Below are 13,891 nucleotides of genomic sequence, written 5' to 3'. Positions count from 1 at the left end.
TAAATACATTTGTAGTAAACACTAACGCTTATAATTATGAAAAGAATATTACTTTTTATTGCAACTATTTTATGCACTACAATAGGTTTTGCTCAAGCATATGATGGGGCAGGGGATTTAAAATTTCAGATAGGAATTAATGCTCAATCTAATGGTACAGGTATCATAGGTACATTGGATTACGGAATTGGTCAGAATTTTTCGGTCGGTGCTTCTAGTGCTTATATGTTGGGTGTAAATGAATTAATAAATGTGCCTTTTGTTGATAAATTTGATATTAAAATAAGAGCAAATGCCAATATCGGCGATGTTTTTCAACTTGCGGAGAACGCTGATATTTACCCCGGTTTAAATTTAAGTTTGAAGAATTTTGGCGGGCATCTTGGTGGTCGTTACTTCTTTACAGATGGCTTTGGTGTCTTTGTTGAGTTCTATACACCAATTGCTAAGTATAATGATGACCTTTCACCATCTGAAGAATTTCACAATCAGTTTGCGATTAATTTAGGAGCTTCTTTTAATTTTTAATTAGTTCATTAGCTTTCTCATAAACTAAATTACTCTCCCATCCTCTATAAAAAAGAAAGTCGACAAGTTTTTTCTTCTTCTTCTGAGGATGTTTCTCATTAATGTCCAATAAGCGTTTGACAGCTAAGGTATTAAAAGTTATAATATATTCTTCTGGGTCAATTTCAGAAAGCGCCGCTTTTATATTGTATTTGGAGATATTACGTTGTTTGAGTTCTGCTGTAATTCGCATTCTACCCCATTTTTTGATTCTAAACTTCCCCCTAGCAAAGGCACGTGAAAAACGTTCTTCGTTTAAGTAATTCTCTTGAATAAGATGCGTGATTATTTGGTCAATTGCCTCTGGAATCATGCGCATTTCTTTCAATTTAGAAACAACCTCTTTGTGGCATCGCTCTTGATAAGCACAATAATGCTCTAGTTTCTTGGTGGCCTCGTTAAGCGTATATGATTTTGTTTTTTGAAATTGCATGCCTCAAAAGTAATCAAATAAGTAGATTTTTGTTCTGGCGAGATATAATATATAAACAAAAAAAGCGACCCCATTGCTGAGGTCGCTTATTCTTAATATATCGTTTTGCCATCTTTATCTTTGAATCTATATTCTAGATAAGTATAGGCGTCACGTGGTTGAATTTTAATCCATTTCTTATGTTCCATAAACCATTTAGAACGTAATGATGGAAATCCTTTAGTAATATATGCGGCAATAAAAGGATGTAGATTTAATGTAATACTACTATCTTTCTTAGGGCCTTTTAACAACTTTTCTAGGTCGGCATTAATTTTGTCTACTAAAACAATTGGAGCTTCTATCTCTTGACCTACTTTATTGGGGTCTTCCTCGGTTGTTTTAATATTCATTTCCGGCCTTACCCGTTGTCGCGTTATTTGTATCAAACCGAATTTACTGGGAGGTAAAATCTTGTGTTTGGCACGATCATCTTTCATCTCATCTCTAAGATGTTCGAACAACTTTTTTCTGTTGCCGGCTTTTACCATATCAATGAAATCTACAACGATTATTCCTCCCATATCTCGAAGGCGTAATTGTCTGGCGATTTCAGATGCAGAAAGCATATTTACCTCAAGAGCAGTTTCTTCTTGGTTTTTAGCCTTATTAGAACGGTTGCCACTATTCACGTCTATAACGTGCATGGCTTCTGTATGTTCAATAATTAGGTACGCGCCTTTACTCATAGAGGCAGTACGACCAAATGAAGTTTTTATCTGTCGGTCTATTCCATATTTTTCAAATATAGGAACGTTTGAGTTGTATAACTTTACAATTGATTCTTTTCCTGGTGCAATTTCAGCGACGTAGTCTTGAATTTGTCCAAAAAGAGTTTCATCGTCAACATGTATTCCCGTAAAGGAATCATTGAAGACATCGCGAAGTATAGAGGATGCTCTGTTGAGTTCTACTAATACTTTCGCAGGAGGTCTAGCTCCTTGTAATTTTTTACACATTGCTGACCATTTATTCAGCAAGTTTTCTAAATCTTTGTCTAGTTCCGCTACTTTTTTGCCTTGGGCTACAGTACGTATGATTACACCAAATCCTTTGGGTTTGATACTCCGAACGAGTCTTTTCAAACGCTCTTTTTCTTCTTTGCTTTCAATCTTCTGTGAGACTGAAACTCTATCTGAAAATGGAACCATAACTAAAAATCGACCAGCCAAAGAAAGCTCAGAGCTTATTCTTGGACCTTTTGTAGATATGGGTTCTTTAACTATTTGTACCAATAGCGATTGATTGGCTTTTATGACATCATTTATGGTGCCATGCTTGTCAATATCTTTTTCGGAAGGAAAATCTTTCAGGGAATACTCCTTAAGTTTACCTGAACTAACTTGCTTTATAAATTTTAGCATTGTAGATAGTTGCGGCCCAAGATCATGATAGTGTAAAAAAGCATCTTTTTCATACCCTACATTCACAAAAGCTGCATTAAGTCCAGTTACGGGCTTACGTATTTTAGCTAAAAAAACATCACCGACAGAAAAGTCGTTGTTGTTCTCTTCTTTATGCAATTCTGTTAGTTTTCCATCCTTTAATAAGGCAAAATCCACGGCGCCTGAACCAGATCTTACGATTAATTCTCTATTCACCTGAATTTATATTTATATCCGTCTATGACGGATTAATTAAACAATGGTTGAAACAGACATAATTGCCTGCCGAAATTCTCTTGAAATGGAATTCCTATGTCAATGAACGTACTAAAATGAAAAAGCAGTGTTTAATTACTGCTTTTTCTTGTGTCGGTTAGCTCTTCTACGCTTCTTGCGCTTGTGTGTAGCTACCTTATGTCTCTTTCTTTTCTTACCACTCGGCATAAAATTGTTTTTTAATCGTTATTTTTTATTTTACAAGCACATTGCTCTTAACTCCTTCAACAAAAACCTTTGCAGGTTTAAATGCAGGAATATTATGTGCAGGAATCTTAATAGTTGTATTTTTAGAAATGTTTCTACCAGTTTTTTCTGCTCTGGTCTTTACAATGAAACTTCCAAATCCTCGAAGGTACACATTGTCACCACTCTCAAGAGATGATTTCACTTCTTCCATGAAAGATTCTACAGTTGCCTGTACATCACCTTTCTCTATCCCTAATTTTTCCGAGATCTTCGTTACAATTTCAGCTTTCGTCATTATTTCAATTAGTTTTACTAAGTTTTTTTGGCTTGCAAATATATAAATTTAATTCATCTTTTACTCTAAAGGGCTAATTTTAAGTATATAAACTGTTACTTTGGTCTACTATTGTTCAGCCCATGTCTTTTTCACATAAAATACTTCTTTGGTATCGCTTGAATATGCGCCATTTACCCTGGCGTGAGACTCGTGATCCATATTTAATTTGGTTGTCTGAAATTATGCTACAGCAGACAAGAGTTGCTCAAGGAACACCATATTATTTAAAATTCGCAGCGAAATATCCTACAGTTAAAGATTTAGCTGAAGCTTCTGAAGAAGAAGTTTTAAAATTATGGCAAGGTTTGGGATACTATTCCCGTGCTAGAAATTTACATACTACTGCGAAGAAGGTGGCTTTTGAAATGAACGGAGTGTTTCCTAAGACATATAAGGAGTTATTAAAATTGAAAGGGGTAGGAGATTATACTGCAAGTGCTGTTGCTTCAATTTGTTTTAATGAAGCCAAAGCGGTTGTTGATGGTAATGTATATAGAGTTTTATCTCGTTATTTTGGAATAGAAACTCCTATTAATAGCACAGAAGGTATCAAATATTTTAAAAATTTGGCTTCAGAAGTAATGAATACAGAACATGTTCGCGACTATAATCAAGGGATTATGGAATTTGGAGCTTTACAATGTGCGCCGAAAAATCCTGATTGTGATACTTGTCCATTAAATAGTAGTTGCGTGGCCTTACAGAAAAATCTAGTTGCTATTTTACCTATTAAAATAAATAAGACAAAGGTTAGAAAGCGTTATTTTAATTACTTGGTTATCATCAACGAAAATGATGAAATATGTTTTCAACAACGTTTAGGTAAGGGGATTTGGCAAAATTTATGGGAATTTCCATTGATAGAATCAAAGGAAAACATTGGAAAAACAGAGATTTTGGAGGAAGTTGATAAACTTACGGAATTAGCGCTAATTACAGAGCTATACTTACACAATGATAAAAAAATTATACATAAGCTTTCACATCAGCATCTTTATACTAGCTTTTGGGTTATAAAAACCAAAGAAGTACTCAAAGATACAATCCCAATTGCCGCTATAGAAGATTATCCGGTACCCGTATTATTAGCCGATTTTATAAAAGGAATAAAAACTTAAGCAGTTTCTTAGTATTTTTGTGGTTACACAATTGAGTATAAAATTATTATGAGCGGAACATTAAATAAAGTAATGCTTATTGGGCATTTAGGAGATGAAGTTAAAATGCATTATTTCGAAGGAGGTAATAGTATTGGAAGATTTCCTGTGGCAACCAATGAGAGTTATACCAATAAGCAAACTGGTGAAAAAGTTACCAATACAGATTGGCACAATGTTGTTGTACGTAATAAAGCTGCGGAAATATGTGAAAAATATTTAAGTAAGGGCGATAAAATTTATGTGGAAGGAAGATTAAAAACTCGTCAATGGCAAGGTGAAGACGGTAATACGCGTTATGCCACTGAAGTTCATGTACAAGATTTTAAATTCTTGTCTACAAAACGTGAAAGCGAGAATAATGCACAACAAAGACAGCCGGTTGCTCAAAATATACAGGATAAGCCTGTAGCGCCTACAGTAAGTCAGGTACAGCCTGAAGATGATTTACCATTTTAGAAAACTTGTTTAAACTATAACTATTGGACCCTGATCCCGTTGGTTCGTTACTAGCTTTTATTGTTTATGATGGCGAAATCGCCCTCAAAATAGCAATTCTTGTTTTATTGCTAATATTTTCTGCGTTAATATCTGGTGCTGAAGTGGCCTTTTTTGGCTTGTCTACTACAGATGTTAATGAAATTGCTGAGAATAAAACAATACGTGGCGATATTGTAACGAAACTGCTTAAAAGACCTAAGAAATTGTTGGCGACAATATTGATTGCTAATAATGCTATTAATATTGGTATTGTTCTCCTCTTTAGTGCTATTGGCGATATCTTATTTGTTGATATTAATTACATGTTTTTCGGTGTAATCTCGGTACGTTTCTTACTTGAGGTTGTGGTTGCAACATTTCTAATTTTAATGTTTGGTGAAATCTTACCTAAGGTTTACGCTAACCGAAACCGAATTAGTTTTTCACATTTAATGGCACAGCCCTTAAATGCACTAGATTTTATTTTTTCTCCTTTAAGTTTACCCATGCGTTCTGCTACTATATTTATGTATAATAAATTGGGTAAAGAGAAATCTAGTTTAAGTGTTGATCATTTATCCCAAGCCTTAGAACTTACTTCTGAAGGTGATACTACTAAAGAAGAACAGAAAATTTTAGAAGGGATTGTTTCATTTGGTAATACAGATACTAAACAAGTAATGCGTCCACGTATTGATATTTTTGCCCTTGAGGATAAAATGAAATTTCCTGAAGTAGTTCAAGAAATCATCAAAAAAGGGTATTCTAGAATTCCTGTATTTTCGGAAAATATGGACAATGTTCTCGGTGTCCTTTACGTTAAAGATTTATTACCACATATTGATAAAAAATCTTTTAATTGGATGTCCCTTATTCGAGAACCTTATTTTGTTCCTGAGAATAAAAAACTAGATGATTTATTGCTTGAATTTCAAGAAAAGAAAAATCATTTAGCCGTTGTGGTTGATGAATATGGAGGTACATCGGGAATTGTTACCCTAGAAGATATTATAGAGGAAATAGTAGGTGATATTACAGATGAATTTGATGATGAAGATTTAATCTATTCAAAACTCGATGAGTTTAATTATGTTTTTGAAGGAAAAACTACGTTAAAAGATTTTTATAAAGTTACTAAAATTGAAGATCAAGAAGATTTTGAAGATCAAAAAGGAGAATCTGAAACAGTAGCTGGTTTTGTTCTAGAGATAGCCGGTAGTTTTCCAAAACGTGGGGAATCGTTAGAATTTAAGAATTATAAATTTAGAGTAGAGAGCTTAGATAAAAAAAGATTAAAACAAATTAAGGTAACCTTACCACAGAATGATTAGAAGAATATCTCTTATAATACTAGTTATTTTAGCTTTTGTTGCTTGTAAAGACGAGGTGCTGCTCCCTAAGCCAAAAGCAGAATTAAGGCTAGAATACCCTACAGGTGAATATGAAAAAGTAGAAACTAAATATTTTAGTTTTAGTAAGAACAAGTTGGCTGAAGTAGTTAAAAAAACTAAAAAACTTAAAGAAGGTGATTTAGTATTAAATTACCCCTTTATGAAAGGTTCAATTTTTATTACGCATAAAAAAATTGAGGATAATCTTCAGAAGTTAATGTTAGATGCACAAAAGCTTTCTTATGAACATGCTACACAAGCAGATGGAATAAAGCCTTCTGAATTTTATAATGCACAAGATAAGATTTTTGGTATGTACTATGAGGTTAGTGGTGATGCGGCATCACAAGCGCAATTCTTTGTGACAGATAGCACTCAAAATTTTGTAACTGGTTCGCTTTATTTTTATGTAAAACCAAATTTTGATAGTATTTATCCGGCGGCTGCTTATCTGGAAAATGATATTCGGACGATTATGGAAACCTTACGTTGGAAGTAGCAATTTTAATCTTTTAGTAGCGTTTCGACCTTTGTGAAACTGTTGTCTACATCTTTGTCAAGAGTTTTAATAACAGTCATTGCCTCATCTAACCATTCTTGTTTTTGTGGGGTTAGTTTTTTGCCCTTCATCATTTCATCTGTATCAAAACGTTTTCCAAGCCCTTCCATCCATTTTTGCATGGTTTGGTTCTCGGCTTTTAGCTCTAATATGGCTGCATTGTATTCAGTGTTATCGTCACTTCCTTGAGCTGCAGTTTGTAGTTTGTTGATTAATTTAACCAATTTGGGCATTTTCGCCATAACAACATCGTGCATTTCAATAACTTCTGTCATTTCTGCAGATTCTTGAGCCATAGCAGTTATCATGCTCATAAATAAAATAAAGACTATTACACATCTTTTCATAGCAACTGTAATTTTTGGGAATTCAATTTTTTGGTGAAAATATACCAAACATTGGGTAGTCTATCAAAAACTCTATAATCATTGATTATATTCGATGACTTACGTTAGAAGCTAATAAAATTTGAGACTTATTGGTTTGCTAATAATTTTTCAGCATTTGCAATACTTGTATTAATTTTCTCTTTTACAGCATTTACTTTCTCCTCTTCTTCATTTAGCCATTTTTGCTTTTCTTCAGTTAGAGCCTTGCCATTAAGAATTTCATCTGAATCAAAGCGGTCTCCAAAGCCCTTCATCCAATCCATCATAGATTTATGTGCGTCTTGAAGGTCTATTCTAGCTTTTTCGTATCCTTTATTAATATTCGTGCTGTCATTTTCAAGTGCTGTCAATTCACCCACCATTTTTCCTATAGTGCCCATTTTTGGCATTACCTCATCATGAATGGCCATTACTTTGCTTATTTGATTTGATTCAGCACTTTTTTCCTCTTTACAAGAAATAGTAATCATTGCGATTATTATAAGGGAATATATTATATTTTTCTTCATGATATTATAGCTTATCTTTTTCAAAGATAGCGCATTCATTGAATTTGCAGAAAAGGATTTAAAACCTTTATTATTCTAATGGTCTGTATTTTATTGGAGATAGTTTGTGATGTGCTCTTAAACCAATTGTTTTCATGTTAAATTATTGAAACTGTAACAATTAATAAATAGCATAGTCTTTAAATAAATAAATCGAATTTTAAAATTTTAAGATGAAGAAGAATATTTTTCAATTAATGGTGCTTATTTTATTTGTTGTGAGTCCGGCTATTTCGCAACAAAATGACAACAAATACAATGTAGGGCATTTCAATAAAATAATTATCAGTCCACACATAGCGGTTAATTTAATTAAGGGTGGTGAAGAGTCTGTACGTATTGATGAAGCGGGAGTTTCAGATGATAAAATTAATATTGAAGTAGAAGGTAGTACATTACGTATTTATTTGGATGGTGCTAAAATGGTTACCAAAAGTGAGAAGGTAAATGGTGAAAATTATAATTCTGGTAAGTCCATTTACAATGGTACTAAAGTTCGTGCAACTGTAACCTATAAAACTTTGAATATGCTATCGGTAAGAGGTGAAGAGCGAATTAATGTGAAAAGCAAAATTAATCAAAAAGAGTTCACCTTAAGAATTTATGGAGAATCACAAATTTACATGTCGGAAGTTGATTTGGCTAGAATGAAAGTGACAATTTATGGTGAGAGTTACTTTGAAATTGAAAAAGGTTCAGTGGCGAATCAGCGTTTTATAACATATGGTGAGAGCAAAGTAAATACTATTGCTATTGATAATGAGTTGACTAAGATTACTGCTTATGGTGAAAGTGATATTAGGGTTAATGTTACCGAAAAACTAAAAGTTACCTGTTACGGAGAGACTCATATTACATATCAAGGAAGTCCTAATGTTGATCGCGGAATTGTTATCGGTGAGGCTACAATTAGAAAAATAGGGTAATTTTCAAAACTTTTGAGTAAATAAAATAGACCTGCAATTGTGCAGGTCTATTTTGTTATTCTCAATTACTTAATATTTTATTATTCAAAATCGGCATCAGTAACGTTTTTATTGATTATTGCTTCTAATAGCTTGCTTTCTACTTCCTGCGGTCCCATCATTGTGCTTTTTGTTGATGGGAATAGTATGCCTTCAAATTCAGTATAGTCCTTCATTGTGGTCTCTTGGTTTTGAGTCTGGCCGCCAACATTTATTACTGAAGCTTCTTTTACCTTAAAACCTGTTTCAACATCGTAGTAATAAGTAGCTTGAATGCTAGTGCCGGGGACTTCAATTTTGTAAGCGCTTTTGCCATTGATTTCCTCCGTTCCTGATAATTTTGCTTTTCCTGTAGCTAGAATTCCTTGTTCAGGGAAAACCCCCATAGCGCCTTTTAAATCGGCGGCCATTTCAGGGGGCATTGGCATTTTGTTTGCACCTTGTTTCATAAATAATTCGTCACCTTTTGCTACAATTCCCATCATTGGGTTGTCATTCATGAATGTGGTTTGTGCGTATTTATCGGCTGTTCTTCTTTCTTCTGTTTTAATTTTACTGCCCATTGCTTCACCTTCATAAACTAAGAGTAGCGATTCAATTTTGTCTATTTTTTCCTTACCGCCAATAGCCTCGAAATACCTATTAATAACCGAATGAACTGTAATTCCCTCTGGTAAAGCTGAATTATAATTTGGCTTTTCTGTTGGCTCAGCATATTTATCGAAATATTTTATTGGGACTACTTTTCCATTAAAAGTTACTTTTTCTAAATTCTCTAATACATCGCTACCTTTTCCGCTCACTACAATACGAGCCTTATCTGACGAAAAGTATTTTTGTGCTGCTTTTTGAACGTCTTCAACAGTTATTGCATTAATATTTTCTAAGTAATTTTGATAAAAGTCTTTTGGTAAATTTTCAGTAGCTAAATTAATTGCGTAACGCGCCATGGTTTCAGGTCGTTCTAATGCCATAACAAATCCGCCTATATATTTAGCTTTTGCATCCTTTAATTCTTGCTCGGTAACGGGTTGTTTAATTATTTTATCAACTTCATTTAAAATTTGAGTTACTGTGCTGTCGGTTACAGCGTTACGAACACTTGCAGCTGCGCTAAAAATACTTTGTGCATACTTATCATTTCCAATGCGGGAATACGAATGGTACGTGTAGGCTTTGTCTTCTCTTAAATTTTGAAAAAGTCTTCCTTGTGAGCCGCCGCCCAAGACTTGGTTTGCCAATAATGCCGCTAAATAATCGTCGTCTGCCATTTTTAAGTTGACCAAGTTTTGAACAGACACTTCCGACTGAACGGCATTAGGTACATCAACAAAATTGATTTGAGTATAATAGGGGTCAGTAGGTTTCGAATAGGAGAAAGAAGGAGGAACTGCTTTTGTCCATGGAGTAAAATGCGTTTCGACTAGTTCTTTTGTTTCTTCAAAATTCACATCACCAATAATAACCAAATATGCATTTGCAGGAACAAAGTAGTCTCTGTAAAACCTTTGAACGTCGGTAAGTTTAATTTTGTTCACAGATTGCTCGGAAGCATATTCACCATACGGATGATCTGTTCCAAAAGCCAGTGCATTTTGCACTCTATTCGCAATTGCGTTAGCATCTTTTTCTTCACTCTTTAAAGCCGTAAGTAGTTTTTCTTTTTCTTTGTCAAATTCTACTTGATTAAAATTTGGATGTATTGCAGCATCCGCCATTAATTCTAAAATTCTTGGAAAATATTGACTCAAAGAACTAGCATATGCACTTTGCGAACCAAAATTTATGCGAGCCCCCATATAATCAACCTCTTCTTCAAAAATATCTTTCGGTATAGTTGTAGAGCCTTTGCCTAAAAGACTAGCTGTCATACTGGAAACCCCAGCTTTATCACCTTCCAAAATTGGCGGGTTATCAATTCTTAACTGAACAGAGACTCTTGGTAATTTATGATTTTCAACAACCATTACTTTAAGTCCGTTTAGAAGATCAAACCGCTGTGGTTCCTTTAAATTTATTTCTGGAGCTGGTCCTGGTTCTGGTTGTTTGCTGCGATCAACTTGGGCATGGGTGACGCTTGTAAATAGTATTATTAGTAATAAGATATAATTTTTCATTGTAAATGTGTTTTCGTGAGATTTTTAAAAGAAGATTATTTTCCTGCTTGTTCTCCAGGTAAATATTCTAATTCAACACGTTGATTTTTATTTAGATATTTCTTGGCCACTACTTGAATTTCTTCGCGAGTGATTGATCTATAAATATTAATCTCGGTATTTATCAATGCAGTGTTATCATACAGCATATAATTGCGAGCAAGTGAATTCGCAATACCAGAAATACTGCTATTAGAGTTCACAAATTGATTTTCAAACTTATTTTGTATTTTTTTATAATCTTTTTCTGAAATTAATTCGTTCTGAATTTTTAAAATTTCTTCATCAATTTCAGATAGTAAGTCGGGCAACGTGTTTTCACCAAGTGGTAAAGCACCTATTATGTAGGTGCCATAATCTTCTTGTGTAATATTAAAAGCAAATACTTGAAGTGCCTTCTTTTCTTCATCAACTAATTTCTTATATAGTTTAGAACTTTTGCCGTCACTTAAATATGTTGATATCATATCTAGAATATAGGCATCTCTATCTGTACTTTTCGGTGTTCTGTAGCCCGCAAAAACCGCCGGTATTTGAATATTGGGGTCTTTGTAACTAGCTGTTATAGTTTGTGTTATTGGGTCTTCAGTTATATGTTTTCTGTTGATTGCTGCTCCTTTTGGAATTGGCCCAAAATAATCTTTAATCATTTTCTTGGTATCCGATATATCAATATCACCTGCAACTACTAATACTGCATTATTTGGCACATAATACTTTTTATTGAAATTTTGAAAATCCTCTAAACTAGCACTAGCTAAATGTTCTAGTGATCCAATGGTTTGCCATTTATACGGGTGCTTTTTAAAAAGATGTATTCCCATTTGTTCTTGCCACCTTCCATACGGTGAATTGTCATATCGCATACGACGTTCTTCTTGAACAACTTCTTTTTGTGTATCCACACCAATCTGATTAATAACAGGATGCATTAATCGCTCAGATTCTAACCAGAGGCCTAATTCTAGTTTGTTTGAAGGAAAGACTTCGTAATAGTAGGTGCGGTCTTGCGTAGTGTTAGCATTGTTTTGGCCGCCATTGGAGGAAACTATTTTAATCCATTCACCTCTTTCTATGTTTTTTGTACCCTCAAAAAGAAGGTGTTCAAAAAAATGAGCAAAACCTGTTTTACTTGGATCTTCATCTTTGGCTCCAACATGATACATTACGGAGGTAGTTACAACAGGAGCAGCATTGTCTTGATGCAGAATTACATGCATGCCATTGTCGAGGTCGTATTCTTCGTAAGCCACTTCTTGTGCCAATAAACCTGCAGTTGTAGTAAATAACAGTGCGGCAAAGCGTAGTTTTAAGTTCATAGTGTTCTTGTGTTTAGTTCTTGTGATAATTAGTACTTCTTTTGAAGGAAATGTTACACGAATATAATTTTTTTGAATATACTTAAAGGTTTGGATGTTCGCTTTAACAAGATTTTATCGGGTTTATAAAACATTGATTTACTGAAAATTAATGGATTTCAGCATGTATTATACCGCTATAAAGTCGAATTTAAAATGAGTAGACTTCTACGGTCTTTTTTGTTCTATTTTAATTAGATAAAAAAATCATCTAAAATCTCCTGCTTTCGCTTGTACATTAACGATTTAGCAGTATATTTGCATCCGCTTATTGAAAAGGTAAGTTAAATAAATAAACTAATATATACGCTATGTATGCAATTGTAGAGATGGCAGGGCAGCAATTTAAAGTTGCGAAAGACCAAAAAGTATATGTTCACCGTTTACAAACAGAAGAAGGTCAAAAGGTAACTTTTAACAATGTTCTTCTTTTAGATGACGGTAAGAATGTAACTATTGGCGCCCCGGCTATAGACGGCGCAGCTGTAGAGGCTAAAGTCGTTCAGCACCTTAAAGGTGATAAAGTAATCGTTTTTCATAAGAAAAGACGTAAAGGTTACAAAAAGAAAAATGGCCATCGCCAGTCTTTGACTGAGATTGTTATTGAAAGTATTGTTGCTAAAGGAGCTAAAAAAGCTGCACCGGCTAAAAAAGAAGCTGCACCAAAAGCGGTTGCTAAGCCAGCTGCAACAAAAAAGGAAGCTGCTGCACCAAAGAAAACAGCTGCTAAAGCTGACGATTTGAAAAAAATCGAAGGAATTGGTCCTAAAATTGCATCTACTTTAGTAGAAGCTGGTATTGCTACTTTTGCTGATTTGGCAAAATCAACACCAGAGAAAATTTCTGAAATAATTGCTGATGTTCGTGGTAATCACGTGACTGATACTTGGCCAGCACAAGCACAATTAGCTGCTGATGGTAAGTGGGATGAGTTGAAGAAATGGCAAGACGAATTAGACGGCGGTAAAGCTTAATTATAAATCATATCGGGACTTTGATGAAACGCAAAGAACTGAACTAAAATTATTTATCATGGCACACAAAAAAGGTGTAGGTAGTTCGAAGAACGGTAGAGAATCAGAATCGAAACGTTTAGGTGTTAAGATTTTTGGTGGTCAAGCTGCAATAGCTGGTAATATTATCGTTCGCCAACGTGGTACAGTTCATAATCCAGGGGAAAATGTTTATGTAAGTAAAGATCATACTTTACACGCTAAGGTTGATGGTATTGTACAGTTTCAAAAGAAAGCTGGCGGAAAATCATTTGTTTCTATTGAGCCATTTGAAGCTTAAAAGAATCTCCTTTTTAAAATCAGAATATCCCTGCATATTTAATGATGGGATAGAAACCTCTCTGGGAACAGAGAGGTTTCTTATTTTAGTGCAATTTTATATTTACTATACCACAATTTGTTCAATATTAAAATCATAATTAGTGCTAGACAATTCAATTCGAGATAAAATCATTAAAGTTTGCGATGCTAAAATAGCTTCTAAAGGAACAAATGTTGGGTTGTCATTTTATGCTTTTTTTGCTAATAAAAATGATAATCCAGAATTATTGATGCAAGTGGCTCAATGGTGGATATTAGAGAATAAGCTAAATCATTTTGAGAAAGCGGTTAAGATAAAAGAAATGATAAGGTAATTTAAAAGGATTTT

At 34.0% G+C, this 13,891-nt stretch carries 16 protein-coding genes; 9 read left to right on the top strand and 7 right to left on the bottom strand.

Going from position 1 to position 13,891, the window contains the following annotated elements; translation table 11 throughout:
* The first annotated feature begins 36 nt into the window (after nt 1-36).
* A complete protein-coding gene (locus UH7x_RS05645; RefSeq protein ID WP_482362746.1) occupies nt 37-528 on the top strand; it encodes a DUF6646 family protein in 492 nt (163 codons plus the stop codon).
* Here the strand turns inward: UH7x_RS05645 and UH7x_RS05640 are convergent.
* The 3 genes from UH7x_RS05640 to UH7x_RS05630 form a co-directional block, all read right to left on the bottom strand.
* Nucleotides 518-1,000: a regulatory protein RecX gene (locus UH7x_RS05640; protein WP_482362745.1), complete on the bottom strand. Its 483-nt coding sequence runs from the start codon at nt 998-1,000 to the stop codon at nt 518-520. The two genes, UH7x_RS05645 and UH7x_RS05640, sit on opposite strands and share 11 nt — an antisense overlap.
* Before the next feature lie 92 nt (nt 1,001-1,092).
* Entirely contained in the window at nt 1,093-2,640 is a 1,548-nt protein-coding gene (locus UH7x_RS05635; RefSeq protein ID WP_482362744.1) for an Rne/Rng family ribonuclease, read from the bottom strand.
* A gap of 253 nt (nt 2,641-2,893) precedes the next feature.
* Complete coding sequence (locus UH7x_RS05630) at nt 2,894-3,184, bottom strand: HU family DNA-binding protein (protein ID WP_153757041.1); 291 nt, start codon at nt 3,182-3,184, stop codon at nt 2,894-2,896.
* A gap of 122 nt (nt 3,185-3,306) precedes the next feature.
* On the opposite strand from UH7x_RS05630, the gene mutY reads away from it, so the two are divergent.
* Genes mutY through gldD form a run of 4 tightly spaced genes read left to right on the top strand, consistent with a single transcriptional unit; the run spans nt 3,307 to nt 6,753 of the window.
* The gene (gene mutY, locus UH7x_RS05625) at nt 3,307-4,344 is read left to right on the top strand and encodes an A/G-specific adenine glycosylase (protein ID WP_482362743.1); all 1,038 of its coding nucleotides are present in this window, start codon (nt 3,307-3,309) and stop codon (nt 4,342-4,344) included.
* A gap of 48 nt (nt 4,345-4,392) precedes the next feature.
* On the top strand, nt 4,393-4,842 hold the full coding sequence (locus UH7x_RS05620) for a single-stranded DNA-binding protein (RefSeq protein WP_482362742.1): 450 nt from the start codon (nt 4,393-4,395) through the stop codon (nt 4,840-4,842).
* A gap of 23 nt (nt 4,843-4,865) precedes the next feature.
* The gene (locus UH7x_RS05615) at nt 4,866-6,194 is read left to right on the top strand and encodes a gliding motility-associated protein GldE (protein ID WP_482362741.1); all 1,329 of its coding nucleotides are present in this window, start codon (nt 4,866-4,868) and stop codon (nt 6,192-6,194) included.
* The gene (gldD, locus tag UH7x_RS05610; RefSeq protein WP_482362740.1) at nt 6,187-6,753 is read left to right on the top strand and encodes a gliding motility lipoprotein GldD; all 567 of its coding nucleotides are present in this window, start codon (nt 6,187-6,189) and stop codon (nt 6,751-6,753) included. The genes UH7x_RS05615 and gldD overlap by 8 nt, the downstream gene beginning before the upstream one ends.
* A 5-nt stretch (nt 6,754-6,758) precedes the next feature.
* Here gldD and UH7x_RS05605 read toward each other — a convergent pair whose 3' ends face one another.
* Complete coding sequence (locus UH7x_RS05605; protein ID WP_482362739.1) at nt 6,759-7,160, bottom strand: hypothetical protein; 402 nt, start codon at nt 7,158-7,160, stop codon at nt 6,759-6,761.
* A 128-nt stretch (nt 7,161-7,288) separates the two neighbouring features.
* On the bottom strand, nt 7,289-7,711 hold the full coding sequence (locus UH7x_RS05600) for a hypothetical protein (protein ID WP_482362738.1): 423 nt from the start codon (nt 7,709-7,711) through the stop codon (nt 7,289-7,291).
* A gap of 212 nt (nt 7,712-7,923) precedes the next feature.
* On the opposite strand from UH7x_RS05600, the gene UH7x_RS05595 reads away from it, so the two are divergent.
* Nucleotides 7,924-8,676: a head GIN domain-containing protein gene (locus UH7x_RS05595; RefSeq protein ID WP_482362737.1), complete on the top strand. Its 753-nt coding sequence runs from the start codon at nt 7,924-7,926 to the stop codon at nt 8,674-8,676.
* Between the two features lie 80 nt (nt 8,677-8,756).
* Here UH7x_RS05595 and UH7x_RS05590 read toward each other — a convergent pair whose 3' ends face one another.
* Nucleotides 8,757-10,832, bottom strand: coding sequence for a M16 family metallopeptidase (locus UH7x_RS05590; RefSeq protein WP_482362736.1), 2,076 nt, complete (start codon nt 10,830-10,832; stop codon nt 8,757-8,759).
* Between the two features lie 35 nt (nt 10,833-10,867).
* Complete coding sequence (locus UH7x_RS05585; RefSeq protein ID WP_482362735.1) at nt 10,868-12,190, bottom strand: M16 family metallopeptidase; 1,323 nt, start codon at nt 12,188-12,190, stop codon at nt 10,868-10,870.
* Between the two features lie 350 nt (nt 12,191-12,540).
* On the opposite strand from UH7x_RS05585, the gene rplU reads away from it, so the two are divergent.
* The 3 genes from rplU (at nt 12,541) to UH7x_RS05570 (ending at nt 13,877) form a co-directional block, all read left to right on the top strand.
* Entirely contained in the window at nt 12,541-13,203 is a 663-nt protein-coding gene (gene rplU / locus UH7x_RS05580; protein ID WP_482362734.1) for a 50S ribosomal protein L21, read from the top strand.
* Nucleotides 13,204-13,261: 58 nt separating this feature from the next.
* Complete coding sequence (gene rpmA, locus UH7x_RS05575; RefSeq protein ID WP_482362733.1) at nt 13,262-13,522, top strand: 50S ribosomal protein L27; 261 nt, start codon at nt 13,262-13,264, stop codon at nt 13,520-13,522.
* A 142-nt stretch (nt 13,523-13,664) separates the two neighbouring features.
* Nucleotides 13,665-13,877 (top strand): DUF6500 family protein, encoded by a 213-nt coding sequence (locus UH7x_RS05570; protein WP_482362732.1) that lies wholly within the window; start codon nt 13,665-13,667, stop codon nt 13,875-13,877.
* Nucleotides 13,878-13,891 lie beyond the last annotated feature (14 nt).

The organism is Aurantibacter sp. UH7 (assembly GCF_056839165.1).
Note: the sequence above shows the minus strand (reverse complement) of the source record. Positions and strands in the feature narration are given on the sequence as shown.

What these genes read in the sequence shown, in the direction of transcription:
- UH7x_RS05600 (WP_482362738.1), bottom strand. Translation starts at nt 7,711, where the DNA reads ATGAAGAAAAATATAATATATTCCCTTATAATAATCGCAATGATTACT.
- gldD (WP_482362740.1), top strand. Translation starts at nt 6,187, where the DNA reads ATGATTAGAAGAATATCTCTTATAATACTAGTTATTTTAGCTTTTGTT.
- UH7x_RS05620 (WP_482362742.1), top strand. Translation starts at nt 4,393, where the DNA reads ATGAGCGGAACATTAAATAAAGTAATGCTTATTGGGCATTTAGGAGAT.
- UH7x_RS05630 (WP_153757041.1), bottom strand. Translation starts at nt 3,184, where the DNA reads ATGACGAAAGCTGAAATTGTAACGAAGATCTCGGAAAAATTAGGGATA.
- mutY (WP_482362743.1), top strand. Translation starts at nt 3,307, where the DNA reads ATGTCTTTTTCACATAAAATACTTCTTTGGTATCGCTTGAATATGCGC.
- UH7x_RS05605 (WP_482362739.1), bottom strand. Translation starts at nt 7,160, where the DNA reads ATGAAAAGATGTGTAATAGTCTTTATTTTATTTATGAGCATGATAACT.
- UH7x_RS05645 (WP_482362746.1), top strand. Translation starts at nt 37, where the DNA reads ATGAAAAGAATATTACTTTTTATTGCAACTATTTTATGCACTACAATA.
- UH7x_RS05640 (WP_482362745.1), bottom strand. Translation starts at nt 1,000, where the DNA reads ATGCAATTTCAAAAAACAAAATCATATACGCTTAACGAGGCCACCAAG.
- UH7x_RS05595 (WP_482362737.1), top strand. Translation starts at nt 7,924, where the DNA reads ATGAAGAAGAATATTTTTCAATTAATGGTGCTTATTTTATTTGTTGTG.
- rplU (WP_482362734.1), top strand. Translation starts at nt 12,541, where the DNA reads ATGTATGCAATTGTAGAGATGGCAGGGCAGCAATTTAAAGTTGCGAAA.
- UH7x_RS05590 (WP_482362736.1), bottom strand. Translation starts at nt 10,832, where the DNA reads ATGAAAAATTATATCTTATTACTAATAATACTATTTACAAGCGTCACC.
- rpmA (WP_482362733.1), top strand. Translation starts at nt 13,262, where the DNA reads ATGGCACACAAAAAAGGTGTAGGTAGTTCGAAGAACGGTAGAGAATCA.
- UH7x_RS05585 (WP_482362735.1), bottom strand. Translation starts at nt 12,190, where the DNA reads ATGAACTTAAAACTACGCTTTGCCGCACTGTTATTTACTACAACTGCA.